This window comes from Fibrobacter sp., from assembly GCF_017545445.1.
In the GTDB taxonomy this organism is placed as follows: domain Bacteria; phylum Fibrobacterota; class Fibrobacteria; order Fibrobacterales; family Fibrobacteraceae; genus Fibrobacter.
Genome location: NZ_JAFWOM010000140.1, coordinates 1 through 25,692, shown reverse-complemented (window position 1 = coordinate 25,692; position 25,692 = coordinate 1). Strand labels below are relative to the sequence as shown.

The 25,692-nt window shown below is 47.5% G+C and carries 22 protein-coding genes and 1 pseudogene; 17 read left to right on the top strand and 6 right to left on the bottom strand.

The window, feature by feature from the left end:
* Positions 1-98: 98 nt before the first annotated feature.
* The gene (locus IKG78_RS16205; RefSeq protein ID WP_290945389.1) at positions 99-572 is read left to right on the top strand and encodes a hypothetical protein; all 474 of its coding nucleotides are present in this window, start codon (positions 99-101) and stop codon (positions 570-572) included.
* On the opposite strand, the gene IKG78_RS16200 is transcribed toward IKG78_RS16205, so the two are convergent.
* From IKG78_RS16200 to IKG78_RS16185, 4 genes are read right to left on the bottom strand one after another with little or no spacing between them, the layout of a single operon-like run.
* The gene (locus tag IKG78_RS16200; RefSeq protein WP_290945387.1) at positions 569-1,669 is read right to left on the bottom strand and encodes a hypothetical protein; all 1,101 of its coding nucleotides are present in this window, start codon (positions 1,667-1,669) and stop codon (positions 569-571) included. The two genes, IKG78_RS16205 and IKG78_RS16200, sit on opposite strands and share 4 nt — an antisense overlap.
* A gap of 11 nt (positions 1,670-1,680) precedes the next feature.
* Positions 1,681-3,972: a PEP/pyruvate-binding domain-containing protein gene (locus IKG78_RS16195; RefSeq protein WP_290945385.1), complete on the bottom strand. Its 2,292-nt coding sequence runs from the start codon at positions 3,970-3,972 to the stop codon at positions 1,681-1,683.
* Positions 3,973-3,999: 27 nt separating this feature from the next.
* Entirely contained in the window at positions 4,000-4,566 is a 567-nt protein-coding gene (locus IKG78_RS16190; protein WP_290945383.1) for a hypothetical protein, read from the bottom strand.
* A gap of 60 nt (positions 4,567-4,626) precedes the next feature.
* Positions 4,627-4,851: a hypothetical protein gene (locus IKG78_RS16185; RefSeq protein WP_290945381.1), complete on the bottom strand. Its 225-nt coding sequence runs from the start codon at positions 4,849-4,851 to the stop codon at positions 4,627-4,629.
* Between the two features lie 241 nt (positions 4,852-5,092).
* On the opposite strand from IKG78_RS16185, the gene IKG78_RS16180 reads away from it, so the two are divergent.
* The 13 genes from IKG78_RS16180 (at position 5,093) to IKG78_RS16120 (ending at position 19,145) form a co-directional block, all read left to right on the top strand.
* Complete coding sequence (locus tag IKG78_RS16180; RefSeq protein WP_290945379.1) at positions 5,093-7,069, top strand: glycoside hydrolase family 44 protein; 1,977 nt, start codon at positions 5,093-5,095, stop codon at positions 7,067-7,069.
* Positions 7,070-7,080: 11 nt separating this feature from the next.
* Positions 7,081-7,668 (top strand): hypothetical protein, encoded by a 588-nt coding sequence (locus tag IKG78_RS16175; RefSeq protein WP_290945377.1) that lies wholly within the window; start codon positions 7,081-7,083, stop codon positions 7,666-7,668.
* Between the two features lie 738 nt (positions 7,669-8,406).
* Positions 8,407-9,822, top strand: coding sequence for an endo-1,4-beta-xylanase (locus tag IKG78_RS16170; protein ID WP_290945375.1), 1,416 nt, complete (start codon positions 8,407-8,409; stop codon positions 9,820-9,822).
* A 497-nt stretch (positions 9,823-10,319) separates the two neighbouring features.
* Positions 10,320-10,997 (top strand): zeta toxin family protein, encoded by a 678-nt coding sequence (locus IKG78_RS16165; RefSeq protein WP_290945373.1) that lies wholly within the window; start codon positions 10,320-10,322, stop codon positions 10,995-10,997.
* Between the two features lie 55 nt (positions 10,998-11,052).
* Entirely contained in the window at positions 11,053-12,507 is a 1,455-nt protein-coding gene (locus IKG78_RS16160; protein WP_290945371.1) for an endo-1,4-beta-xylanase, read from the top strand.
* 76 nt (positions 12,508-12,583) lie between these two features.
* On the top strand, positions 12,584-13,249 hold the full coding sequence (gene queC / locus IKG78_RS16155; protein WP_290945369.1) for a 7-cyano-7-deazaguanine synthase QueC: 666 nt from the start codon (positions 12,584-12,586) through the stop codon (positions 13,247-13,249).
* The gene (queD, locus tag IKG78_RS16150) at positions 13,246-13,581 is read left to right on the top strand and encodes a 6-carboxytetrahydropterin synthase QueD (RefSeq protein ID WP_290945367.1); all 336 of its coding nucleotides are present in this window, start codon (positions 13,246-13,248) and stop codon (positions 13,579-13,581) included. The genes queC and queD overlap by 4 nt, the downstream gene beginning before the upstream one ends.
* A gap of 11 nt (positions 13,582-13,592) precedes the next feature.
* Complete coding sequence (locus IKG78_RS16145; RefSeq protein ID WP_290945365.1) at positions 13,593-14,255, top strand: radical SAM protein; 663 nt, start codon at positions 13,593-13,595, stop codon at positions 14,253-14,255.
* Positions 14,256-14,359: 104 nt separating this feature from the next.
* The gene (gene trxA, locus IKG78_RS16140; RefSeq protein ID WP_290945364.1) at positions 14,360-14,668 is read left to right on the top strand and encodes a thioredoxin; all 309 of its coding nucleotides are present in this window, start codon (positions 14,360-14,362) and stop codon (positions 14,666-14,668) included.
* 82 nt (positions 14,669-14,750) lie between these two features.
* Positions 14,751-15,434: a Crp/Fnr family transcriptional regulator gene (locus IKG78_RS16135; protein WP_290945362.1), complete on the top strand. Its 684-nt coding sequence runs from the start codon at positions 14,751-14,753 to the stop codon at positions 15,432-15,434.
* Positions 15,435-15,495: 61 nt separating this feature from the next.
* Positions 15,496-16,950 (top strand): cysteine--tRNA ligase, encoded by a 1,455-nt coding sequence (gene cysS / locus IKG78_RS16130; RefSeq protein WP_290945360.1) that lies wholly within the window; start codon positions 15,496-15,498, stop codon positions 16,948-16,950.
* A gap of 235 nt (positions 16,951-17,185) precedes the next feature.
* Positions 17,186-18,478, top strand: a complete 1,293-nt coding sequence (locus IKG78_RS16125; RefSeq protein WP_290945358.1) for an MFS transporter — start codon at positions 17,186-17,188, stop codon at positions 18,476-18,478.
* A 7-nt stretch (positions 18,479-18,485) separates the two neighbouring features.
* Positions 18,486-19,145, top strand: coding sequence for an MBL fold metallo-hydrolase (locus IKG78_RS16120; RefSeq protein WP_290945356.1), 660 nt, complete (start codon positions 18,486-18,488; stop codon positions 19,143-19,145).
* Positions 19,146-19,152: 7 nt separating this feature from the next.
* On the opposite strand, the gene IKG78_RS16115 is transcribed toward IKG78_RS16120, so the two are convergent.
* A complete protein-coding gene (locus IKG78_RS16115; protein ID WP_290945354.1) occupies positions 19,153-20,430 on the bottom strand; it encodes a tyrosine-protein phosphatase in 1,278 nt (425 codons plus the stop codon).
* A gap of 130 nt (positions 20,431-20,560) precedes the next feature.
* Positions 20,561-20,827 carry a hypothetical protein gene (locus tag IKG78_RS16110; RefSeq protein WP_290945352.1) on the bottom strand — a complete coding sequence of 89 codons (267 nt, stop codon included), beginning with the start codon at positions 20,825-20,827 and terminating at the stop codon, positions 20,561-20,563.
* A gap of 291 nt (positions 20,828-21,118) precedes the next feature.
* Between IKG78_RS16110 and uvrB the strand changes: the two genes are divergently transcribed.
* From uvrB to IKG78_RS16095, 3 genes and pseudogenes are all read left to right on the top strand, one after another.
* Positions 21,119-23,419 carry an excinuclease ABC subunit UvrB gene (gene uvrB, locus IKG78_RS16105; protein WP_290945350.1) on the top strand — a complete coding sequence of 767 codons (2,301 nt, stop codon included), beginning with the start codon at positions 21,119-21,121 and terminating at the stop codon, positions 23,417-23,419.
* 168 nt (positions 23,420-23,587) lie between these two features.
* Positions 23,588-24,625, top strand: a complete 1,038-nt coding sequence (locus IKG78_RS16100) for a hypothetical protein (protein ID WP_290945348.1) — start codon at positions 23,588-23,590, stop codon at positions 24,623-24,625.
* A gap of 482 nt (positions 24,626-25,107) precedes the next feature.
* A pseudogene (locus tag IKG78_RS16095) lies at positions 25,108-25,692 on the top strand (2,3-bisphosphoglycerate-independent phosphoglycerate mutase); the annotation flags it as partial.

Here is a 25,692-nt window from a genome sequence, read left to right as displayed (position 1 = left end):
CTTTTTATATTCATTTCATAGACTTTCTGACTTTTTTATGTTTCTGTAGCCCGTTCATTTTATTTCTCGGAATCATAATCGCATTCAATATATTCATTGTGCGGCACCTGACAAAAAACGAGAGGCTAAAACTCGAAAAGCCGCAAAACAAGGAATTGTGGATTAAATCCAAAAAAGCCGCGTTGGGATTCAAGATTGCCACCATCGCATTTTTGTCCATCCCATTACTATTGCTCATTCCATTCGCCTGCGAACCGGCGGACAACGGCTACGGAGATGCCGCTTTTGCAATCTTGCTTGGAGTATCTATCGCCATATTCCTTTCATCATTCAGCACGATTTACTGCTACAATTTTCTTTTTTACGTTGCTAGCGACAACACAGCATCTATCATCCTGTGCATTCCGCTCTCCTTCTTAATCCTATGTTGTCTTGTGGCTTTTCCGATTCTTTTTCCATGTGCCATTTTCATGGTCATAGCGGGTTTAATTTTGCAATCAAAAAGAAAACGGTTTTACAAGGCAATTGCGGATACGGAATGCAAATTGATTCAAGAGCAAAGCGAGAGTTAATCCTCAAAAATATCTGATTCGCAAATGTGGTAAGTATCTTCGAAACTGGTGAAAGTTCCGTCTTTTTTAGCATGGCGGCAAACTACCGGAAGCGAGCGTTCTCTCTTGACGCATCCATTTTGGACAAGAGTTTTTCCGTCAGCTTCATAGACGTTCATACAATCGACATCTTGACAAGGGCGACCGCCCATGCCCATCGTAGAATAACCGTAATCAAAAACTTTGCCTTTGTATGTAAACCTAATGGAATAAGTTCCATGCGATCCACCACCGTAGTATTTCACATCCGTAATTTCTTGCTTGGAACCATTGACAAAAAATTCTGCCTTATGAACATCATATACAGGGATTAGCTCGCTTCCGATACATTTTGTCGGATTACTCTGCACATACACAAAGCCTTCTTCGCCATCATATTTAAAGCTACAAATGAGATCTTTTTCTTCAACATATCTTTTAAACACCGTGTATGCAGAGCTGTCCATGCAGAAAAGAGCTTCCTGATTTGGAACGCGGATATCAAAAAGTTTCGTCGGGTCTGCGACCGTTTCGCTGCTGGATGACAAGGCGACCGTCGCGGCACTTGACGAACTGTTACTGGATCCGGTTAATGAGCTTGTCGAATTATCGCTGGAGCTTAGGATGACGGTTTGCGATGAGCTGCTCACGTCATTGCGAATGCTTGAAGAACTATTCTCGTCATTGCGAGAACTTGAAGATTCCGGATCAAATCCGGAATGACGGGAGGAGCTGCTGGATGGATCCCCTACGCTTTGCTCCGAGGATGACGACGTGGGAGCAGTCACGGACGACGACACGGCGACCGCCGTGGCACTTGACGAACTGTTACTGGATCCGGTTGATGAGCTTGTCGAATTATCGCTGGAGCTCAGGATGACGGTTTGCGATGAGCTACTCACGTCATTGCGAATGCTTGAAGAACTATTCTCGTCATTGCGAGAGTTCGAAGAACTCGAAGCAATCCAAGAGGAACTCATTAAATTTTCAGATTCCACTTTGAATATACTATCGGAATTTTCATCGGCGCAAGCAACAAAAAGCAGTGAGCAAATTGGCAAAATCTTATATAAATTCATAACAACACCTATTAAAGAATATATGGACGAACTTGTTTAAAAATCAACTTGCGGTCTTCCCCCATCACCTTGAATTCAATGTCGAGGGCAAGTGCGTCGGAATACACGTTGTAAAGTACCGCAAAACGGTTTTGAATTTTCAAAACAAATTGATAAAGCGAATATATTTCACCATCCGTCAGAATCAACGAATCAGGACACAACGAAGAATGTTGCAACAAAACACTCTGTACGCCGCGTGCCGGAGGCGGAGATGGAATAATCGAAATGATTTCCGGGAGTTCGCCGCCTTCGGGATTCGTAATTGACGTTTCGCCCACTTGGATATTCGCATAAATTCCTGCAACCGAGTAATCCGCAATGTTCTGCGTGATGATAACGCCATTCGCAACTTCATCGGGGTACGCTTCATGAACCGCAACAGCCATTTGCACAGACATGTGATTGATGTTCCAAAGAGTCCGTTCCTCGAACGCCTTGAAGCTCCACACAGAAGCCCACACCTTGCGAATTTCATCGGACGGCAAATCCTTTTCGCGTGCCGTCGCCTTGACGGACTTATAAAGCCCAGCCCCGTTAAAGTCTTCCAAATCCTCGGAATTCGTACTGGAACGCAGACGCACACCCGCTTCACCGTAAAGCGTGCGAACTTTAGCATCGAGAGCATCGCCAAAATCTTTATCCACAGGAATATGCTTGAACATATAGCGGATGTTGTCGAGTACAGCTTCTCGCAAACGCGTATCCGTCACAAAATCTTCACGAGCGATAAGATTTTCAATGTAGCTACGGAGCGTAGCAGACTTGGACGCTTCGGCTGATTCAGTTCCCTGAGCTTGCCGAAGGGCACTGACGCAGGCATTTTTCACTTGCGTACAAATTTCAGACGCACGGCCTTCTTTTCCGCAATCCTCAAAAGAGCGTCCGCACAGTTCCTCCGTGACTTGAGCGTAATCCATAAAGTTGCTGTAATGGTAGAACGGAACTGCAAATCCGTCTGGTGAATTTTCGGGAATCAACTTGTGAAGTTCAGCAAGATTCGCCGCCTTCACGCCCACTGATTTTGATGATTTGAAATCGAGATTTGCAAAATCGACGAGTCCCGAATCCGACAAATCGAACGAAAGCGTTTTCTGTTCACGCACATTCTTGTTCCAGAACGCTTGAGCCTCATCGAGCGTTGCTTCGTGGACCGTATAAGAGTTCGATTTAACTTCCAGCTTTACAAGCTTTCCGCAAAGAGCTAGCAAACTATCAGGGAGTTCATTCCCGTTAAAGGCGATGTTCGGCGTCTTGCGTGCTTGAGCAGCAAGGTTCACATGCGAAAGTGGCGTCTGAGCGTCCTTACTGATGGTAGCCGCGACAAGCGGTATTTCGGCAGGGAGCGTTTCAAGAATCAAAATATCATGCGAAGAGACAATCGCCGTATCGAGTTCTGCGGCAGTGAGCTTGCGGAGCGTCCCGTAAGCCGTTCCCGTATTCATAATCTGGTAAGGAATATCACCAAAAAGTTCCGCATGCGTAAAGACGAGAATATCCGCTTTTTTAAATTCGTCAGCGTATTCGGCAGCAGCCCTCTCGGCGGTCGAGCCCGCCGGCATATAGAACAAGCGATTTTTAGAACCACTCGAATTGAGGAACAACAATCTTTCTTCAATTAACTTATAAGCAAGAGCAACTTGCTCCGGCGAGATATAATCCGACGGGAAAAACGTCAACGCAATCATGGAATCGACAGACGGATAATAAGCAAGCGTTCCTGCGGCAGTATTCTTTTCGGCACTAAAATACGTTTCCACATTAAAAACAGCAAGCGAACGCGTATCGCCCAGCACCATTTCCGCAAAATCGTAATGATACGAATACCTCATCGTATTCATAAAATGGACCTGAGGTTTGTCGGTATCAAAATCCGCAATGACAAATTTTACGAGATAGCTTATCCCCATTTCCGTTTTCGAGGCATAGGACATCTTGCGGAAAGCCGTGTAGCCATCTTGTTTGTAAAAACCGGTATATTCATCATCGTTCTGGATAAAAACGGGAAGCGGAGAATCGCTGGATCCTATGGATGAACTGCTTACGTCATTGCGAGAACTCGAAGAACTGATAGAATCCACGCCACTCGAAGATTCCGGGTCAAGCCCGGAATGACGAGAAGAACTAGAGACTGCATCGCCACATTCTCCAGATTGTTCATCACAAGGAAAAACGAAAGCCGGATTGTCATCACTACACGCCAACAACGCCGCCATCAGTAATGCAAGCAAGAATTGAATATAAGCGAAGCGACCCAAACGCATTATAAGCTCCTAACAAACTATTTTTCACTATTCAGACAAACGACTATCGCCCGGACAAAGTTCAAAATTGTCGGTAAAACCACCAAACGAACCATCATCCACGTTCGCAAAACGACATACAATAGGCAATTGCCGAACCTTGCTTAAATCATCACCATTAATGTTGCAACCGTCTTCTATGAGCGTCGTACCATCGGCCTCATAAACTTTGAGACAATCCATTTCATGGCAAGGGCGAAAAGCAAAACCGTTTATTGAAGAACGTGAATATTCAAATACTTTGCCATCATAGCTAAAGCGGAATGAGTCAGCATGATGATTTCCGCCCCAGTCATACGTCACGTCATTCAAAGTTTCATACTTTCCGTTGACATAGATAACAGCCGAATCGACCCCAATATCAGGGTAAAAACCCCAATGCGACGTACACCCCGTAGGCGAAGCCTGCACATAAACATAGCCTTCCATACCCGCATACTTAAAAGAACAAATCCAATCTTTCTGGTCGAAATCGCCTTCGAAACCTCCCAATTCTTGCGTCAAGTCGCAGTGATAAACCGCTTTTTTCGGAACCCGCGTCTTGAAGATTTGCAATGGATCGCCAGAGACTTCACCCGACAATTTTTTTGCAGAAGAACTCGACCCTTCGACAGGCTAAGGGACCTTGGAACTGCAACTTGTCACCCTAGAGTCGCTAGACGATAGGGTCCAGGATGACGAAGATGAACCACTCATGTCATTGCGAGAGTTCGAAGAGCTCGAAGCAATCCATGCGGAACTAGACTGATTTTCGGACCATGCGTCGAACGCACTGGAGGAATCTTCACCACAAGCGACAACGAGCAACAACGAAGATAGAGGCAATAAAAATCGTTTCATAAAACACTTCCTTAACCTTTTTACAATCGTAAATATACAATCACCCTTCCGTCTAGTCAATATCTTTATGCAACAAAAATCTAAATTTTTAACAAAAAATTGACTATTTTCACAAAAAATCTATACTAAATTTACATATATGCAACAATCGTAGCATATAGATCAACAAGTTTCGTAAAAACGGATTGTTACATGACAGACTTATTTGTTTATTTTAAGAAGAATCAAAAGGATTGTTGTTATGGGATATTCATCTAGCCACATTTTCGGAACTGCTGCTGTGCTTTTAGCAGCATGTTTCACAACCGCAACTCACGCCGCCATTGACGTCACCGTCAATACGCAGAAAGGCGTCATGAAAATTTCGCCGTATCTGTACGGGCGAAACATTGACAAAATAAGCGACGGCACCGCCGAAACCGATTCTACCGAAGAAGCGTTCATCAACCAGATGCTCGAAGCGGGCGTTCACTTTTTGCGTGCAAACAACGGCAACAACGCCACGCGATACAACTGGCGCCACAAAATGACCGTTCACCCCGACTGGTACAACAACGTCTATTCGCACGACTGGGCAAACACCGCTCAGAAAGTCCTCGGTAAGATGCCCGGAATCGACGCCATGTACGCTTTCCAGCTCACCGGATGGGCAGCAAGTTCCACCGAATACAACTTTGGCGACTGGAACTGGAAACAGGAACATGGTCAAAACGCAAAATCAACGCTCGATCTCGCGGGTGGCGGCGAAGTCGCTGACGATGGCGAAACGCTTATCAAGGCTGGCGACTACAAACTCTACAACATGGAATGGCCCGCCGATTCCACCGTGGCTATCATTCCCTATTGGCGTGACGAGCTCAAGTTTGACATGAACCGTTTCAAGTACTGGAGCATGGACAACGAAATGGAAATCTGGCGCGGCACGCATTCCGACCTCGACTTGCCCGTCACGGGAGATTTTCTAGTAGAGCATTACATTGACGTTGCCAAGAAAGCCCGAGCTCTGTGGAAAGACATCAAGCTCACCGGCCCAGTCACTGCAAACGAATGGCAATGGTGTTCTATCGGCTCGTACAACAAAGAAGACCGTCCTAAAGGTCCCGACCGCAACTACTGTTGGCTCGAATACTTTATCATGAAAATCGCCGAAGAACAGAAAAAATCCGGAGTGCGACTGCTCGACGTTTTCGACATACATTGGTACCCGAGCGAAAAAGATTACGAATCCCGCATGAACTGGCACCGCGTACTGTTCGACACGACCTACAACTACCCCGGCGCCAACGGAATCAAGAACGTCACCGGCAAATGGGACAACAACAAAACCAAGGAATTCATCTTCAAGCGAATCAACGACTGGCTTAATCAATACTTCGGCGAAGGCCACGGCATCACGCTTGGCATCACCGAAACAAGCCTTATCGACGAAAACGACCCGATGGTCACAGCCCTCACCTACGCCTCGTTCATCGGCACCATGCAAGAAAACGGCGTCGAGATTTTCACCCCGTGGACTTGGAACGACGGCATGTACGAAGTTCTTCACCTTTTCAGTCGTTACGGCCACGCAAACCGCGTGCAATCGACATCTTCTAACGATTCACTCGTTTCCGCATACAGTTCCATTACAAACAAAGGCGATTCGCTGACAGTCATCTTTGTAAACCGCGCCGAAAAAGACGCTCAAGACGTGCAACTGAAGGTGGAAAATTTCGATGCAAAAACAAAATTCAAAACGCTCACCCTTGCAGGAATTACAGGCGAAACGTTCGTATCGCACACGAAAAACGCCCTGAAAGAAGACGCCGTAAGTGCTAAAGTCAGCGGGGGTTCGACCAGCACAACCACAAGTTTTGCAAATAAATTCACAATGACATTACCTGCAAAATCCATCACCGCAGTACTCTTGAGCACAGAAAAACCCCAAGTCGTAGATTCAACCGACGCCATCAAACCCGGCGAGCTACATAGACGCTCAGGAATTAGCACCGCGAGATTCGCCATCGCCACACAAGGCCGGAACATAGTTGTGTCGAGTATTGCGGGCAACCGAAATAACGCCGCCACAACGCGATACGCTTTAAGCAACGTTCTCGGACAAGTGATCGCAAGCGGATTTTGGAACGCAGGCTCACCAACACTCAACCTTACAGCGCCACGCGCCGGCAAATACATTTTAAAAGTCGATGCACAGAGTTATAACATTGTCGTGAAATAAGGATCAAGACGATGGAACTTGTACTAATTTTTATTTTGCCATTTTCAATACCGATTTTAATTCAATCGCTTATATCATTTTTCTCTTTTAAAAGGCGAACCACATCAAAAGAAAGCCAACATCTCGACTTATTGCGAAACAAAAAATTACTTTCTTCAACAAAAAAAGTAATAGGAGGCTTCAAAATCGCCACAAACGCGTTCCTATTCATCCCCACATTATATTGCATTATAAACATTTCACACGGACAGCTTGGTTATCATGACGTTTTAAATCCATACATCCTCTTAATTATCCCGGCCCTTGCTGTATTTGCATCCAGCATGTCATGCGTATCCTTTTTTTGCAATCAACTTTTTTCGGCTACAAGCAACGCCAAAGCGATATTCTTTTTATCATTGCCATTTATTCCATCAATTTCTTTAGGTATCTACTTCGTCATTCTAGGAATAGCAATCGATGAAGGAATCAAGACATTCTTTCTTCTTATTGGAATAGAACTTCTTGTTTTATATGCAATCGCCTTAGGTATAATGGCCTTCATTTTAGTTTCTATAAGAAAATCATTTACCTTGAAAATAAACCAAAGCAATTCGTAACAGGATATTTCGATGGGACTTTTATTTTTATTATTGTATATTTTATCCGTTTTATTTCCGACAATAGTTCTCTCATGTATTCTCTCATGTATAATCATTCCAAGTTCCACATTATTGTTCATTATCCTCATGCGCATCACAAACCTCACTCCTTGGCGAGTTCCATCAAAAGATGGAGAGGTTCTTAATTTATCGCAAAACGAGAATTTTCACAATTCATTTAGAACAACAACAAAATGCTTCAAGATCGCCACAACAATTTTTTTATCCATTCCCTCATTATTTTGTTTTACAAACATCATTTCTGATTTTGAGAACTTCCTTTTATTAATTCTTCCGTGTCTAATGACATTTGCTTTCAGCATGATATTCTTATTTTTTTACAAGCACCTTTTTGTAGCAAAAAACAACGCCGAAGCCATAATCGTTCTAGCATCGCCATTCATTCTTTCATTTTTTTCTTTTTCCTTAGATATTTTATTTTCCTTCCACTATAAAATCAATCAGTATCTTTGGATAGCGATAATTATATACGCAATCGCCATAACAATAATGTCCATCATTTTACTTTTTTTAAGAAAACACTTTAAAAAAGAATGCGATAGCCCAGAACAACAGAGCGAATAGGGAGCGCGCCCTCTTTCGTATATCTTTCTTTACATCTATTGTACATTTTTTTATTTATCTTAATTATTGGGTGTTCCAATTTGGATTAGGGTAAATTGAGGAGTACATAAGATGAAAAAGGCTCATGCTTTAGCGGGTCTTGTGTTTGGCACAACCCTTTTAGGTGCAGGTATCACAAATGCCTTCGCCGCAGACGAAACCCTTAGATCCCTTGCAGAAAAAAATGGCATCTACGTCGGAGCTATTCTGAATTCGCAATGGTTCAGTGGCGGCCTTCCCGGCAATTACGAGCAAATTCACAAAACCCAATTCAACATCGTCGTTGCCGAAAACGAGATGAAGTTCGATGCAACCGAGCCGCAGGAAGGCAGGTTCAACTACGGCAATGGCGACAAAATGGTCAAATACGCCCAGCAAAACGGGATGCGAGTCCGCGGCCATGCCCTCGCCTGGCACAGCCAAGTCCCGGGCTGGGTGAACAACTACAGGAATGACAAGCAAAAACTGCTCAAGGTGCTCAAGAACCACATCCAAAATGTGGTCGGACACTGGAAAGGCAAAGTTGCCGAATGGGACGTGGTGAACGAAGCCATCAGCAACAACGAACCGATGTGGCGCTCCCAATCCGTCTGGTACCAGGGCATCGGTCCGGAATTCATCGACTCCGCATTCGTGTGGACGCACGCCGTTGACCCGGACGCGGAACTCTGCTATAACGACTACAACCTCGAACAAGGCATCAACCCGAAGGCAAAAGCGGGTTTCTTGCTGGAGCAGGTGAAGCGTTGGGTCAAGAACGGCATTCCTATCCATTGCGTGGGTTCTCAGACGCACGTGGAAGACACCACCACCGACAAGCACTTTATCGGCTCGCCAGATAGCCTCCGCTCTCTCGCCAAGGAACTTGCAAAACTTAATGTCAAGCTGAAAATTACAGAACTCGATATCGGATTCAAGAGCGGCATCAACGTCAGCAAAAAAGACCTTGAACGTCAGGGACAAACGTTCCGTCAATACCTGGACATCATCCTCGAAGAACCGAATGCGGACACGTACCTGATTTGGGGCGTATCTGACAAATGGAGCTGGCTTGGCGGACTGAATAGGCAAAAAGGCCTTATCTACGATGACAATTTGAAACCGAAGCCCGCTTTCGACAGCATCTTGGTGAGACTCCAGACTTATGAACCGCCCAAGGATACAGCCAAGAAGGACACCACTGTAACGGATACGACGAAAAAAGATACAACAGTCAAGGACACGACCAAAAAGGACACCGCAGAAGCCATCAAACTGTTCGCAAACCACGGCAGTCTTTCGATGCACCTTGCCGGTCGCACGCTGTTCATTACGGGAGCCACCGCCAAGGCAACTAAAGTTGACATATTCGACATGCAGGGCCGCCCCGTGTTCAGCACACTATGCAAAAACGGAGCCGCAGAGCTGGATAACCTTTCTGAAGGATTCTATGTAGTCCGCGTCAAGAGTGGAATGTCGAATTTGATTCAGAGAGTTACGATAAAATAAAAGACTTCATGAATCCTATCGGACTTCGCCCCTCCTGGATGACAACGCATTTACCGGCCCGGCTCAACGCGAGCTGGGGCTTTTTTCAAAAAAAATCTTGTTTATAACGATATCAAAGCCTCTCCTAAAGCAAATAAAGATGAACGTCATATATTGCATTGCAATGAATTTAAAATCGATCTTCATGCCGAAATTAAAGCAAGAAAGAGATTCTTCTTCAGATATAATTATATATTTAATGAAAACAGACTTTTTGGTTAAAGGATAAACATGGCCACAGCAACAAAAGAAGCCATAACTGAGTCATCAGATAACAAGAAACGCCAATCGGTATATTCCAAGGCGGGTTTTGCGGCGTTCAACAAGGCTCGTTCAAATGGAGTGCCAGTCTGTTTTACCGAAGGAACCGTAATCTATAAAATGTTTCCCAGCGGAAAACGAACCGCCATCGGACATGTAAAACCGCCCGTGAAAATCGAAAAAAAAGTTATCTGCATATGATCACGAAACGTTTTAGAGTATTCGCTGGGCCTAATGGCTCCGGCAAATCCAGTTTGTATGACCATCTCATAAAACAAAAATATTTCGCAGAAAGGCTCGACATCAATGCAGATAAAATTGCCAAGGATTTAAAACAAAAAGGGTTCAGCATCAAAGGCTGGCCTATTTCATGCCATATAGAAGAGTTTCTTGTTTCTGCAAGTAAAAATACACGTCCTAGCAATGACACGACCATTGAATATATTGAAAAAAGAATCGTGTTTGAAAAAAACCTTTTTAGATGGAATGGTAAAAAAGACTACAAGACCATAAATACCGTTGCAGCCTATATTGTTGATTATTTGATGGCTAAAATGCTTGAACATGACGGCACATTTTTCTACGAAACTGTATTTTCACACAAATCAAAACTGCAGTTATTGCAGGAAGCAAAAGATAAGGGGTTCAAGGTTTACCTCTACTTTGTATCAACACAAGATCCGACAATCAACTGGGAACGCGTTCAGAGCCGTGTGAAACAAGGTGGGCATGGAGTGCCTAAGGAAAAAGTATTCAGTCGATATTTCATGTACATTATTGTAAGGCGTGAGAAGGTTTATAGCCTTTCAACTAAAGAGAACGACGTCATTCCCCGGCTCAACGCGAGCTGGGGCTTTTTCGTATTTGACTTTTAAAGCAGTTTTATTTATCTTTCGTTTTGGTGCAAATGGGTTGATAAAGGAATACGAGATGAAAAAGATTCACGCTTTATCGCATTTTGCATTGTGCACCGCAATTATAGGCGTAGGCTTCATGAACGCCCAAGCCGCAGACGAAACTATTCGACAGCTCGCCAAGGAACGCGGTCGCTTTATCGGCACAATCTTGAACAGCGAATGGTTCAACGATGCGATTGAACCGGAATTCGAAGAAATCCACAAGACGCAATTCAACGTAGTCGTCGCCGAAAACGAAATGAAGTTCGACGCGACCGAACCCAAAGAAGACGAGTTCAACTTCGAAAAGGGCGACAAGATGGTCAAATACGCACAAGCGAACGGACTCCGTGTCCGTGGCCACGCACTCGCCTGGCACAGCCAAGTTGCAAATTGGGTGAACAATTACAAAGGGCAGAAACAAAAACTGCTCGCTGTCCTCAAGAACCACATCACCAAAGTCGTCGGACACTGGAAAGGCCAAATCGCCGAATGGGACGTGGTGAACGAAGCTATCAATGACGATTACAATGCCGATTGGCGTTCTACAAACTCCGTGTGGTACGAAGGCATCGGCGCAGAATTTCTCGACTCCGCATTTGTCTGGGCACACGAAGCCGACCCGGACGCAGAACTTTGCTATAACGACTACTCCATCGAATGGGGGCTGCGCGAAGGTTCCAAAGCAAGTTTTGTCGTGGAACAAGTGAAGCGTTGGAAAAAGAACAACATCCCCATCACTTGCGTAGGGACGCAGACGCACATAGAAATTGCACATGAAACGACTCCGCAAAATGTGCGCGCTCTTGCAAAAGCACTTGCTGAACTTGGAGTAACATTGAACATCACCGAACTCGACATCGGATTTCCGAAGGGTTCGGCAGGCAAGCTCACTGCCGCAGACTACGCCAAGCAAGGGCACTTGTACCGCCAATTCATGGACGTGTTCCTCGAAGAACCGAACATGGGCGAATTTGTCATCTGGGGACTTACCGATGCGCACAGCTGGCTCGACGAACAACAGGGCAAGACCGAAGGGTTGCTCTTTGACAAGCAATACAAACCGAAGCCCGCATACGATAGCGTCATGGCAAGCCTCAAGGCGCACCCCGCTTCTGAAGTCAAAACGCCATACCCAGATTCTATCCTGAACCCGCCCGACACAACCGCAAAGGACACCACAGTAAAAGATACAACGGTTAAAGACACGACGGTTCGCGATACAACCGTCAAGGACACGAGCGATGCCATCAAGATGTTCGCAATACCGAACAACATTTCCATACACATTGCAGGCCGCACGTTGTTCGTTATGGGAACCGCAGCGAAGGATTCCAAAGTCGAAGTGTTCGACATGCAAGGCCGCCCCATTTTCAGCATGGAAAACAGCAAGGGCGTATTCGACCTTTCCTCCATCGCCGACGGTCTGTACGTGGTGCGTGTCCGTAGCGGTTCAGCAAGCCTCGTAACGAGAATTTCCATACGGTAGCTAAGGCACATTTTTCTATATTTGCCATCAGTCAGTTCGAAATCCATCCTGACTATAAACAAAACTAGGAGCCAAAATGAATGGCAATAAAAAAAATGCGTTATTAGTCCTATCCGGAGGGATGGACAGCGTAACCTTGCTCTACGACAGGGCCGAAGAAATCGCGCTCGCCGTCTCGTTCGATTACGGCAGCAACCACAACCACAAGGAAATCCCATTCGCAAAAAAACATTGCGAAGCTCTGGGCATTCCACATGTCGTGATTCCGCTGAAGTTTATGGCGGAACATTTCGAATCATCGCTGCTCTCCGGAGCGGATGCAATTCCCGAAGGGCATTACGCCGACGAAAACATGAAATCGACCGTAGTTCCCTTCCGCAATGGAATTATGTTGTCTATTGCGGCTGGCCTCGCAGAAAGCAAGGGACTCCAAAAAGTCATGATGGCAAACCACTTCGGCGACCATGACGTTTACCCTGACTGCCGCAAAGAATTTGTAGATAACATGTCGGCGGCAATTTCGGCAGGAACATATGCGAATATATTCATCGATGCCCCCTACACTTCCATTTCAAAAGCGGATATCGCCCGCAAGGGAGCGGCCCTCGGCATTGATTACGCACAAACTTGGTCTTGCTACAAGGGTCTCGAAAAGCACTGCGGCAAATGCGGCACTTGTATCGAACGCAAAGAAGCTCTCGCTGCAGCAGGCATCACCGACAACACGGAGTATCTGGCATGAGCAAATATCGCGTCATCAAGCGGATGGAAATCTCGGGAGCACACCGTCTTTCGCTCCCTTACGAAAGCAAATGCCGTGGACTCCATGGCCATAACTGGATTATCACCGTCTTTTGCGAATCCGAAACGCTTGACGAGAACGGCATGGTCGTCGATTTTTCGAAAGTCAAGGAACTCGTGCACGGAAAGCTAGATCACCAGTTCTTGAACGACGTCATCGACGTGAATCCAACTGCCGAGAACATGGCCCGCTGGATTTGCGACCGCGTTCCGCACTGCTACAAAGTGCAAATTCAGGAAAGCGAAGGCAACATCGTTGAGTACGAAAAATAACCGAGGCTAAAATGAAAGTCTCCGAAATTTTCGTAAGCATCGAAGGCGAAGGCATCCGCACAGGACTTGCCGCAGTTTTCGTTCGGCTGTTCGGTTGCAATTTACGTTGTTCCTACTGCGATTCGATGTACGCCGTAGAGGGTAACGATTACACGCAAATGAGCGTCGAAGAGATCATGGCGGCCATCGAAAAAACTGGGATTCGTCATGTAACATTGACCGGCGGCGAGCCATTGATTCACCCCGGTACGTGGGAACTGTTGCAAATTCTGAGCGACCGCGGCTATCAAGTGAACATCGAAACGAACGGCACAGTCGCATGTCAAAAGCACTTACCGGGTGTCTTTTACACAATGGACTGGAAATGCAAAAGTAGCGGCATGACGCATCAAATGAAGATGGAAAATCTCGCAACGCTCGACAAACACGATGTGCTCAAATTCGTCGTCGGTTCCGTAGAAGATTTGCAAGAAACATCTTCGGTAGTCGCAGAACTCGCACATCGATTGCCGCAGAACATGCCGCAAATATTTATTTCACCAGTCTTCGGAAAACTTGAAAACGAAAAAATAGTGGAATGGATGCTTTCGGACAAAACAATGCTCCAAAATAACGCCCGTTTCCAAGTACAACTTCACAAAGTCATTTGGGATCCAAACCGCCGAGGCGTATAGTTCTGAGATTCTAAAAAAAATTTTCTCTAATGTGACCTAGTCACAGTTTTACCACACCGCAAAATCTAAAATATAGGTGTAAACAAGAAAAAAGAGGTAAAACAATGACTGAATTAAAAATCACAAGTGAAAATTTTGAACGCGAAGTCCTTAATTCCGACAAGCCCGTCTTAATCGACTTTTGGGCACCGTGGTGCGGCCCTTGCAGGATGCTTTCGCCCACCATCTCCGAAATCACGGAGGAATACAAGGACAAAGTAAAAGTCGGTAAGGTGAACGTCGATGAAGAAGGGGAACTTGCCACCATATTCCGCGTGTCCAGCATTCCGCTGCTCGTTGTCATGAAAAAAGGCAAAGTCGTAAACTCCTCCGTTGGCGTCCGCCCGAAAAACCAAATCGTCGGAATGTTATAAGCAATCATACCATGCCCGCGTGGTTCAGCAAGCACACCAACCTTAGCGGGCATTTTTTATATTGCTGTATAAGGGGCATTTAATGAACAACGAATTCAAAGCAATTTCCATCAGCCAAATCTTACCGAAAATTCCGTTTTGGGCAAATCTTTCTTCAGAAGAAAAAGCGATTGTTTCGCAGCGTGCCATCACAAAACGCTTCAACAAGAATCAGCTGGTGAGCAGCAACAGTTCCGCATGCCTCGGAATCATCCTCATTTTGAGCGGTGGAATCCGCGTAAGCCTCATTTCTGACGAAGGTCGCGAAGTCACGCTCTACCGCGCCCATGCAAACGAGTTCTGCGTTTCGACAGCCTTTTGCGTCATCCAACAACTGACATTCGATGCCATCGTCACCGCCGAAGAAGATACAACCGTGCTTGTCATTCCCTCTTCCGTTTGCGCTCGCCTTATGGATTCGAACATTCACGTCCGTGCATTCGTCTTCGAAAGCTCCACCAAACGTTATTCGCAGACAATTTGGGCAATCCAGCAAATGCTTTTCAAGCGATTTGACCAACGCCTCGCCGCTTACATCATTGACGCCTACCAAAGCACAGGCAATCCCGAAATCAAGAAAACGCAAGAAGAAATCGCCCGCGACGTAAATTCTGCCCGCGAAGTCGTCGCCCGCATGCTCAAGGAATTCGCCACCAAAGGACTTGTCGAAATCAAGCGCGGAAAAATCGTACTCAAGAACATCGAAGGGCTGAAAAGATTGGTATAATTTTCTAATTTTGTGCCCGTCCGACGCATCCCGCGCCGCATTTAACTAACCGGAGGCTAAAATGGCACTTCAATTCTATAACACTGCATCGCGTAAGAAAGAGATTTTCACACTTCCTGAAGGCGTTCCCGCCGTGCGCATGTACTGTTGTGGCCCGACGGTGTACCACTTTGCCCACATCGGCAACCTCCGCACCTACATTTTCGAAGACTTCCTGGTCCGTACGCTTAAGTACTACGGCTACAAGGTGAACCACATCGTGAACATCACTGACGTGGGCCACCTCACCAGCGATGCAGACTCCGGCGACGACAAGATGGAAAAGGGCGCTGCACGCGAAGGCAAGTCCGTTTGGGACATCGCAAAGTTCTACACCGACGCATTCATGGCCGACTGGCACCGCTTAAACATCCAGGAACCGACCCGCTGGACGCCGGCAACGCAACACATCCAGGAACAAATTGACTTGGTGAAGACCTTGGAAGAAAAGGGCTACACCTACCGCACTAGCGATGGCATCTACTTCGACAGCCTCAAGTTCCCGCGCTACGCTGACTTTGCTCGCCTCGACGTGGAAAACCTCCGCAAGGGTAGCCGCATCGACATGGGCGAAAAGAAGAACGCCACCGACTTCGCTCTCTGGAAGTTCAGCCCGAAGGACAAAAAGCGCGCCATGGAATGGGACAGCCCATGGGGTGTCGGATTCCCTGGCTGGCACATCGAATGCTCCGCCATGGCCATGAAGTATAACGGCCCGACACTCGACATTCACTGCGGCGGCACCGACCACATCCGCGTGCACCACACCAACGAAATCGCCCAAAGCGAATGCGCCAACGGCGTTCAGTTTGCACGCTTCTGGATGCACGGAGAATTCCTGCGCACCGCTAGCGAAGAAAAGCTTGAAGACGGCACGACCGAAACCAAGTTCGGCAAGATGAGCAAGTCTAGCGGAGAATTCCTGACGGTCACGCTTCTGATGGACCGCGGCTTCAACCCGCTCGACTACCGCTTCTTCGCGATTGGCAGCCACTACCGCAACTACCTGAACTTCACGTGGGAAGCTTTGGAAGGCGCGAAGGAAGGCCTCAAGAGCTTGCACAAGAAGACAGACCCGCTGATTGGCAAGGCTACCGCCATCACTAGCGAAGCAGCCAAGGCGTTCCAGAACGAGTTCAAGGAAGCTATCGGCGACGACTTGAACATGCCGCGTGCACTCGGCATCATGAACACGATGCTCAAGAGCGAAATCGATGACGGCGAAAAGGCTGCCCTCGTGGCCGACTTCGACCAGATTTTCGGCCTGAAGCTCGACCAGCCTCGTGAAGAATACGCCAAGAAGGGCGCGAACGACGGCGTAGATGTCGCAAAGATCGAAGCGCTGATTGCCGCCCGTAAGGAAGCCCGTGCCAACAAGAACTGGGCCGAAAGTGACCGCATCCGCGACGAACTCGCCGCCATGAACGTGGTCATCAAGGACAGCAAAGAAGGCACGACCTGGGAAATTAAAGGTTAGTAGACGGTAGGAAGTAGGAAGTAGACAGTGGTTAATGGTTAGGAGAGTGTCATCCTGAGCAAGTGTAACGAGTCGAAGGATCTCTAACTGAACATTGTCATGCCCGCCATCGTGCGGGCATTTTTTTAAAGTGTCATCCTGAGCGAGTGCAACGAGTCGAAGGATCTCTGACTAAACATTATCATGGCGGCCCCAGAGCCGCCATCTTTTTTATAAATTACCTTCGATGATTTTTTTGCTTATCGTCATATACGTAGCATTTATTGGGCTAGGCCTCCCCGACACCATTCTCGGAGCCGCTTGGCCGCTCATGCAGCAAGACCTCAACACGCCCATTTCGGCAGCCGGCATTCTCTCCATTATAGTTTCCATCGGGACAATCATATCCAGTTTACTGACACCAAAGTTCCTCCGCATTCTAGGGACAGGCAAGCTCGTCGCCTACAGCATCGCGCTTACAGCAATCGCCTCCATCGGTTACGGATTTGCGGACTCGTTCAACATTCTCTGCTTATGGGCAATCCCGATGGGCATTGGAGCTGGCGCCGTTGACGTGGCCATGAACAACTTCGCCGCCGTTTATCTGGAATCCAAGCATACGAACTGGCTGCACGCAAGCTGGGGAATCGGGGCGACACTCGGACCATCGCTCCTTTCATTCTCGATTATGACAAGCAACGGTTGGCGAGGAGCTTATGAAATGGTCGCCATTCTTCTAGCAATCATTTTCACGATGATTCTGATTTCGCTCCCGCTGTGGAAAAAGCAAGAAGCAAATGGCGGAGTATCGGGCGCCACGAATCTCGAAACCGCAACACACGATAGCAAAGCCAACAATTCCGCACAGCTCAGTTTCCGCGAAGCCCTCCGCGTTCCCGGCATGAAACTTTCGTTTTTCACGTTCTTCTTTTATTCTGCGCTCGAAATTTCGACAAGCCTTTGGTGCGGCACCTACCTCACCGCTTGCGGATTCAAGCCCGAAGTCGGAGCAATGGTCGTTTCGTTGATGTTTGCCTCCGTGATGATCGGGCGAATCATCAGTGGATTTTTCGCCATCAAGTTTACCGATCACCGATTGATTTACGCAGGCATTTTCATCGTCGCTGCAGGCTGCCTAGTGCTTTCGCTCCCACTTCCGCTATGGATGTTGCCCGTTTGCATTTGCTTGCTCGGACTCGGCTGCGCCCCCGTCTATCCCTCCCTCATCCACGCGACCCCGGCACGTTTCGGCGAAGCACTTTCGAGCCGCGCCATCAGCATCCAGCTAGCCGGTTCTTACGTCGGCTCCATCATCATGCCCCCTGCGTTCGGTCTCGTCGCCACTAAATTTTCCGTCCATCTTTGGCCTATTTCCCTCTCCATCTTTGTCGGATTATTACTTTTATGCGTACTGCTGCTAGACTTTGTCACGCACCGCAAGCTCAACAAATCTTACGCACGGGAACGCGTCCTAGACATTCTCCACGAAGTTTCCATGGAAAGCGTCAAACGGGAACGTTTAAAACGCAAGCGCAAAAAGAAACGTTAAGAGGTTTATGATGAATATCAAGCAATTTGTATTCAATCCGTTCGGTGTAAACGCCTACATTTTAAGCAATAATGCCGGCGACGCCATCTTGATAGACCCCAGCGTAAGCAACGCCCGCGAACAGGCGGCACTAGCTGATTACATCAAGAGCGAGCACCTCAACGTTCGCCGCCTTCTGAACACACACTTGCATCTCGATCACGTGCTCGGAAACGCCTTTATCGAACGCACTTACAACATCAAAGCCGAAGCGCATAAAGCAGACGAATTCCTTTTAGGCTTGCAGCAAGAACAAGCTCAAATGTTCGGCCTCCCCTGCAACGACATCGCCCCCGCTCTCGGCAAATTCCTTGACGAAGGCGACAACGTTGAAATTCCAGAAATCAAATTGCAAGTGATTCACGTTGCAGGCCACTCCCCCGGCGGTCTCGCGTTCTACTGCGAAAATCCCGGCAAAGTGAACGGACAAGACAACGTACCGCCACTCCTTTTCCCTGGCGATATTTTATTCGCAGGCAGCCGCGGACGCAGCGACCTTTTCGGCGGCGACGAATTCACCCTCGTAAGCGGCATTAAAAGCAAACTGCTCACGCTCCCTAGCGAAACCATCGTTTTTCCCGGCCACGGCCCGATGACCACCATCGGTGACGAGAAAATTTGGTATTAAGAATCTATTACTTCAACTTGCTTTTTAAAGTAGCAACTTCCTCCGGAGTCATTCCGAGTACTCTCAAATATTTCTCCGTTGCGGTAGCCCAATCGGCATGGTCTATATCAGGAACTTCAATCTTCTCTGCGTGATAGACTGCTTGCAAATTCCTTGTAACGACATTCTTGAAAAAATCCACTTGCTGTTCATTCAAAGGAACTTGCTTTCCATCGACAACGTTATAGTAGTTGCTAAACGTCTTCGCGTAATCAGCCTGAATATCTTCGGAAGTTGCCCCCATCAGCGCTTCCAAAACGGAAATCGTAAAACCGGTGCGGTCCATGCCATAAGTACAATGCACTAAATACGGCCCATCATGCTCAATCATAAAGCGGAACCCTTTTACAAGTCTCTTTTGGAACGACCTGGTAAAGAATTCTACGGGCATTGCTAAAAAGATTGCGTTTTGCGACGAATAATAAGATGAGTCAAAACCATTAAATGACTTGGCACTCTCCTCAGAATCCGCTAGATTTATAAACGTGGCAACCCCCGCTTCTTTCGCGAGAGAATCCGCCTTGAGATTGCGTCCGAGACAATTGTCAATGGGGCTAGAAGAACGATAGAGTTTGTTCTTACCCATACCCGTGGTGCGGACTTCCCTAAAGTTTGCAAATTCTTCAACGGAAAGTTCTGGATAATTTTCTATGTAATAATCCATGTACTGGGCATAACGCATTTCGAGGCCAAACAGAAAGCCGCCCTTTTCCTTCATGGAGATAGTAACTTTTATGGGTTTCGTTAAATCCTTTATTCTAAGAGCATCAGATAACAGCCCGTTATGGATTGTCAAAAGTACATTTTCCGAACCACTTATTGCCGAAACCATGAACCATGCAATAGGCACGTCCCCAGAAGACTCCGCTACCGGCATTTCAAGAGTATCGTAGCCGTCTATCGCCACAGTCACAATATCGCCAAGTTCGAACTTAGTCAAGAAGGAATCCGCCGGGTAATCGAGATACAATTTGCCAGAGTAGAGTTCCCCCGTACTATCCCCCAGAATGTAGGTGCGAATTATATCACCGTTTTCAGAATTTGCATGGAGTTCTGCTGTGTCTTTTGTGGTGGTATCAGTTTTTGTAACAGCGGTATCAGACGCTGTAGTATCCTTAGTTGCAGTCTGAGGAACAGCAATCTCATCGACCGGAAGCGATGGATTTGGTTCAGTACATGCAAGAAAAACCTGTGTGCCGAAAAGAAATGCAGCAAAAATGGACCAGATTTTTTTATTTGGCGACATAAAGCTCTCTACAATGGGGGGATTACAATCAATATAACTCTTTTCTGAACAAATCGCTAAAAAAAATCCAATTTAACATCAAAGCACTTCGTGCATGACCGCTGCGCAAACCTATAACCAAAAAATCCAATTACAAATAGCTCTTGAACTTGGGCATCGGTTCTTCGGCGGGCTTTTTCTTGGGTACGTAAATCTTGATTGCATACACATTAAAGTCCGTCTCGGCGACGATGTCGCCTTCTTGCAAGTCTTCGTAAATGTCGATTTCTATTTCCACACCATCGCGTGCAATGCAGCGGATAGAACGCGCCGTCAGTTCCTCTCGTAAAAGAGGAACGTCAACGACCTTCTTGTAAGTGCCGTGATGAGTCGTGCCAAGAATCCGATTGCAAAGCATGGAACGCAATGTAGAAAATAGTAGGAAGTAGGATGTAGGAAGTAGGAAGGATTTTTTAATCTTTTACTATCTTTCCTGTCTACCGTCTACTTCCTACTGTCTACTAAATCATGGCCCGCCATGCTTAGCCACAACAAGAAGTCTGTACGCAGTGGTTAGTAAACAGGACAATGTAACCATCAAACGGTCCCCTCCAAGATGACCATTCCTAACCACCAACCACTAGCCACTAATCACTTCTTATTTACTATCTTTCCTGTCTACCGTCTACTTCCTACTGTCTACTAAATCATGGCTCGCGCACGTAAGACTATTACTCCTGATCCGTATGCAAAACCGATAGCTAAACCGCTACCGCCTTCCAAGAGCTTGCCCGGAAAACTCAAGCAGTTCCAGGCGCCCACGCGTGCGGATTTTGACCTCGTAAGTCCTTACGGTGCTGCAGGCGACCAGCCCAAAGCCATCGAAGAATTGACCGAAGGTTTCAAGAACGGCGAACAGTTCCAGACGCTTCTCGGCGTGACCGGTTCCGGCAAGACGTTCACGATGGCAAATGTCATCAAAAATGTCGGCAAGCCAACGCTCATTCTCACGCACAACAAGACGCTCGCCGCCCAGCTTTATCAGGAATTCAAGTCATTCTTCCCGAACAACGCGGTGGAATACTTCGTCAGTTATTACGATTACTTCCAGCCCGAAGCCTACATTCCGCACACGGACACGTTCATCGAAAAAGACGCAAGCATCAACGACGAGATCGACAAGCTCCGTCTGCGCGCAACGGCCAACCTCCTCACCCGCCGCGATGTCATCATCGTTGCTTCCGTAAGCTGCATTTATGGCCTCGGCAGCCCGAGCGAATACTTCGACTTGATGGTTCGCATCAAGAAGGGCGACATTTACGACCGCGACCGCATTCTGCGAGACCTTGTCCACATCCAGTATTCGCGCAACGACTTTAGCCTCGACCGAGGCTCATTCCGCGTCCGCGGCGACGTGATCGAAGTCCACCCGAGCTACGACGAAGATGGGCTGCGCATTGAACTTTTCGGCGACGAAGTCGATCGCCTCTGCCGTTTCAACATTGTCACAGGCGAAGTCATCAAGGAAGTCGAAGAACTCACCATCGCACCAGCTAAGCACTTTGTCACCAAAGAAGAAAATCGCGCGGGTATGCTGCAACGCATCCAACTCGAACTTACCGACCGCCTTGCCGAACTCGACAAGGAAGGCAAAGTATTGGAATCGGCACGCCTTTCGAGCCGCACCCGCTACGACATGGAAATGCTCCGCGAAACCGGCATGTGCAACGGCATCGAAAACTACTCCCGCATCATCGAAGACCGCGCTCCGGGCACACGCCCCTTCACGCTTATCGACTACTTTGGCGACGACTGGCTTTTGATGATCGACGAATCGCACGTGAGCATCCCGCAAGTAGGCGGCATGGCCGAAGGCGACAAGTCCCGCAAGACCACGCTTGTGCAGTACGGGTTCCGCCTGCCCTGCGCTCTCGACAACCGCCCGATGAACTTCGCCGAATTCGAGTACATGTACCCGAAGCAGGTGCTATTCGTGAGCGCGACCCCCGGCGATTACGAACTCAAAAAGACCAGCGGAGTCGTGACCGAACAGATCAACCGACCGACCGGACTTTTGGACCCGAAGATTGAGTTGTTCCCGATTCAAGGACAAATGGACGTACTCCTGTATCGCATCGAAGAAGTCGTGAAAAACGGCGACCGCGTGCTCGTCACGACGCTCACCAAGAAGATGGCGCAGGACCTCACGGAATTTTTCATCGAAGCAAACATCCGTGCCAAATACCTCCACAGCGACATCAAGACGCTCGAGCGCCACGAACTCATCCGCGGGCTCCGCAGCGGTGAATTTGACGTGCTCGTGGGCATCAACCTCTTGCGCGAAGGTCTCGACCTCCCCGAAGTGAGCATGGTCGCGATTCTCGATGCCGACAAAGAAGGCTTCCTCCGCAACTACCGCAGCCTCATCCAGACGATGGGCCGCGCAAGCCGTAATGTGAACGGCACAGTGCTTTTGTTTGCGGACAACATGACCGAAAGTTTGCAAAAAGCCATCGACGAGACAAACCGCCGTCGCACCTTGCAAGAGGAATTCAACGCCGAACACCATATCACACCAAAGTCCGTCACCCGCAAAATCGAAGAAGACCTGCGAATCATCGACCCGCTGGGCGATTTAGACGATGGTTCGACAGGCTCACCAACCTGGGAGAGAGACGAGAGATGGGATGAGGAAAATAGCGAAGACATCACCCCTGGTATCCGCCCGATGGAACCGTTGCAGCCCTCGCGCTTTAGACGAGAGAACGCTCGCAAGCGAGCTACAGACGAGGGACGAAAGAAAGCCACGACCGGCAACCGTTCTGCGGCATCCCCGTCTAACGTCATTGCAAGCTACACTTACTCCGAGCGAAGCGTGGGAGCCCGGCGAAGCAATCCAGGCAACTCCAAGCTCGCGGATCTAGAACGCCAAATGAAGGAAGCTGCAGCCCGCCTCGACTTCGAAGAAGCTGCCCGAATCCGCGATATTATACGCTCCATGAACGTCTAACGAAAACTTTATTTTACAATCGTTTGTAAAAATATCCAAATTACTGTTCTATGATGCAAATCACGCATTTTCAACAACTTTTTTAAACACTTTTTTTTTAAATTAGTAGTGCTTTTTTTCCATATTTTGTTTATTTTCATTAAAAGATTACAGAGAAAGGGTATTAATATGAATTCAAAATTCTTAACGCCACTGATTTTAGGTTGTGCACTCGGTATGGGTGCATTGAGTTTTGTTGCATGCGGTAATGATAGCACCTCCGCTCCGCCGATGCCGTCAGGCAGTTCTTCATCTGCCTTTGTTCCAATGTCTTTGCCTCAGCCTACTATAGAAACCGCAATCGTATTCTCCAATCTTGGAGTCAGTGCAACAAACGCTACCAAAGTTAAGTTTAGAGGAGATATCACTCTCGACTTGGGCGATTCCTCTACAGTTGCAAACGTTGATGAAGCTCGTTTCACCGACATTAGATTCGATATTGTCAGCAAGAGCCAAACCAGCGGTGGTGTTGCAACGACATTAACACCGATTGATTTTGCAAGTTCTAAAATCACAACCATAAACCTTCAGGAATATGGTCTTTACACGAACCTCGAAGAAAACTATACCGAATGCGGCGAATTCACGCTCTACATTACGGCAAAGGCCTACGATGGAGCAATCGAATCCGTCACTATCGATACAATTGGCTTCGTTCGTCCTGAAGAAAAATGCAAAATTCCAGAAAGCTCTTCCTCCGAAGCTAAGGTTCCGGGTGCACCGCTTGATACAATTTCCATCGAATTCAACACCAAGATTCATAAATGCTTGAGTTTTGCTTCAGGAAAAGCTTCAGATGCTACTACTGGAGACATGTGCTTCAAGACCTTTGGCACTGGCGGAAACGTTCTTCTTTCTAGTACAACAGGCATCCAGTTTGCGGCCTTTGACAATGAAAGCGATGGAGACAGAACCACTAACTATAGTAAGAACTGGTTGCCGCAAAATCCGACAACAGATTCCTTTACTTACCTCAAGGGCGCTCTTAAAGAAACTGTTCCGGACTTCTTGGGTGTAGTTGATTTGTTCTACGTGGGAATTGGTCCTAAATACGTTCCCAATACAGGTTCTGCAACAGACTTCTACGCATTTATTGTCACGGAAGCCTCTGCACCTGATTCCAACGGAGACGTCTCTTTCAAATTGCTCGTCTATAAAGCGAAGTAATCTAAAATAGATTTTCCTATAGAAGCTCTCCCAAGTCGGGAGGGCTTTTTTAATGCTCCTTAAACATTTTACCAGACTCAAAAAAGAATCTGCAAGCACACCCACTTCTCATGCATTGCACACTTTTCTATATTGGCGCTCCTTCGGAGCGCTTTTGGCATCTACGATGCCATGCGGCTGCATCTCGGCCATAGGCAATGTAAACATTGCCTGCGGCACTCAATTTGCACGCATTTAGTACGGCTCGGCAATGTCAAAACAACAAGTTGTTTTGAAGTCTTCGACGTCAGTGGCTACGGCTCGCAAATGCAAAAACAAGTTTTTGCGCATTCTCACCTTGCACACTTTTGCCGCAGCACTCGCCTTTGACACTCTTCGAGTGTCTTTTGCTAGGCTCAAAAGTGGGCCTGTAAACAGTCCCGTTTCACTCGCCTTACGCAAAAGTTTCTAAATTTGTCGCGTAACATTTTAATGGAGTAAATATGCTCAAGAAACTTTCCAACTTCCCTGGCATCAAGGGCCCGGTCGTCACCATCGTGATGGACGGTTTTGGTATCACCGATAAGGTCGAAGGCAACGCCATCAAGGCTGCCCGCACCCCGACTCTCGACAACCTCTTCAAGATGTACCCGAACGTTCTCTTGAAGGCTCACGGTCGCGCCGTCGGTATGCCGACCAACGAAGACATGGGTAACTCCGAAGTCGGCCACAACGCTATCGGTGCTGGCCAGGTTTACAACCAGGGTGCAGCCCTCGTTGCAGACGCCATCAACAGCGGCGACATCTTCGACCGTGACGCTTGGAAGGAAATCTCCGGCAACGTTCGTGAAAAGAACACGGTTCTCCACTTCATCGGCCTCTTTAGCGATGGTAACGTTCACTCCAACATCGCTCACCTCAAGGCTATGGTCGCCCAGGCCAAGAAGGAAGGCGTCAAGAAGGTTCGCGTCCACATTCTCCTCGACGGTCGTGACGTTCCGGAAACCTCCGCTCTCGATTACGTTGGCCCGTTCGAAAAGTTCCTCGACGAACTCCGCACTCCGGAATTCGACGTTTGCATTGCTAGC

Excerpts from the sequence above, each read along its gene's own strand:
- IKG78_RS16165 (WP_290945373.1), top strand. The coding sequence starts at position 10,320 with ATGATCACGAAACGTTTTAGAGTATTCGCTGGGCCTAATGGCTCCGGC.
- cysS (WP_290945360.1), top strand. The coding sequence starts at position 15,496 with ATGGCACTTCAATTCTATAACACTGCATCGCGTAAGAAAGAGATTTTC.
- IKG78_RS16120 (WP_290945356.1), top strand. The coding sequence starts at position 18,486 with ATGATGAATATCAAGCAATTTGTATTCAATCCGTTCGGTGTAAACGCC.
- queD (WP_290945367.1), top strand. The coding sequence starts at position 13,246 with ATGAGCAAATATCGCGTCATCAAGCGGATGGAAATCTCGGGAGCACAC.
- IKG78_RS16145 (WP_290945365.1), top strand. The coding sequence starts at position 13,593 with ATGAAAGTCTCCGAAATTTTCGTAAGCATCGAAGGCGAAGGCATCCGC.
- IKG78_RS16185 (WP_290945381.1), bottom strand. The coding sequence starts at position 4,851 with ATGAAACGATTTTTATTGCCTCTATCTTCGTTGTTGCTCGTTGTCGCT.
- queC (WP_290945369.1), top strand. The coding sequence starts at position 12,584 with ATGAATGGCAATAAAAAAAATGCGTTATTAGTCCTATCCGGAGGGATG.
- IKG78_RS16110 (WP_290945352.1), bottom strand. The coding sequence starts at position 20,827 with ATGCTTTGCAATCGGATTCTTGGCACGACTCATCACGGCACTTACAAG.
- IKG78_RS16180 (WP_290945379.1), top strand. The coding sequence starts at position 5,093 with ATGGGATATTCATCTAGCCACATTTTCGGAACTGCTGCTGTGCTTTTA.
- IKG78_RS16175 (WP_290945377.1), top strand. The coding sequence starts at position 7,081 with ATGGAACTTGTACTAATTTTTATTTTGCCATTTTCAATACCGATTTTA.
- IKG78_RS16200 (WP_290945387.1), bottom strand. The coding sequence starts at position 1,669 with ATGAATTTATATAAGATTTTGCCAATTTGCTCACTGCTTTTTGTTGCT.
- IKG78_RS16100 (WP_290945348.1), top strand. The coding sequence starts at position 23,588 with ATGAATTCAAAATTCTTAACGCCACTGATTTTAGGTTGTGCACTCGGT.
- IKG78_RS16115 (WP_290945354.1), bottom strand. The coding sequence starts at position 20,430 with ATGTCGCCAAATAAAAAAATCTGGTCCATTTTTGCTGCATTTCTTTTC.
- IKG78_RS16195 (WP_290945385.1), bottom strand. The coding sequence starts at position 3,972 with ATGCGTTTGGGTCGCTTCGCTTATATTCAATTCTTGCTTGCATTACTG.
- IKG78_RS16135 (WP_290945362.1), top strand. The coding sequence starts at position 14,751 with ATGAACAACGAATTCAAAGCAATTTCCATCAGCCAAATCTTACCGAAA.
- trxA (WP_290945364.1), top strand. The coding sequence starts at position 14,360 with ATGACTGAATTAAAAATCACAAGTGAAAATTTTGAACGCGAAGTCCTT.
- uvrB (WP_290945350.1), top strand. The coding sequence starts at position 21,119 with ATGGCTCGCGCACGTAAGACTATTACTCCTGATCCGTATGCAAAACCG.
- IKG78_RS16160 (WP_290945371.1), top strand. The coding sequence starts at position 11,053 with ATGAAAAAGATTCACGCTTTATCGCATTTTGCATTGTGCACCGCAATT.
- IKG78_RS16170 (WP_290945375.1), top strand. The coding sequence starts at position 8,407 with ATGAAAAAGGCTCATGCTTTAGCGGGTCTTGTGTTTGGCACAACCCTT.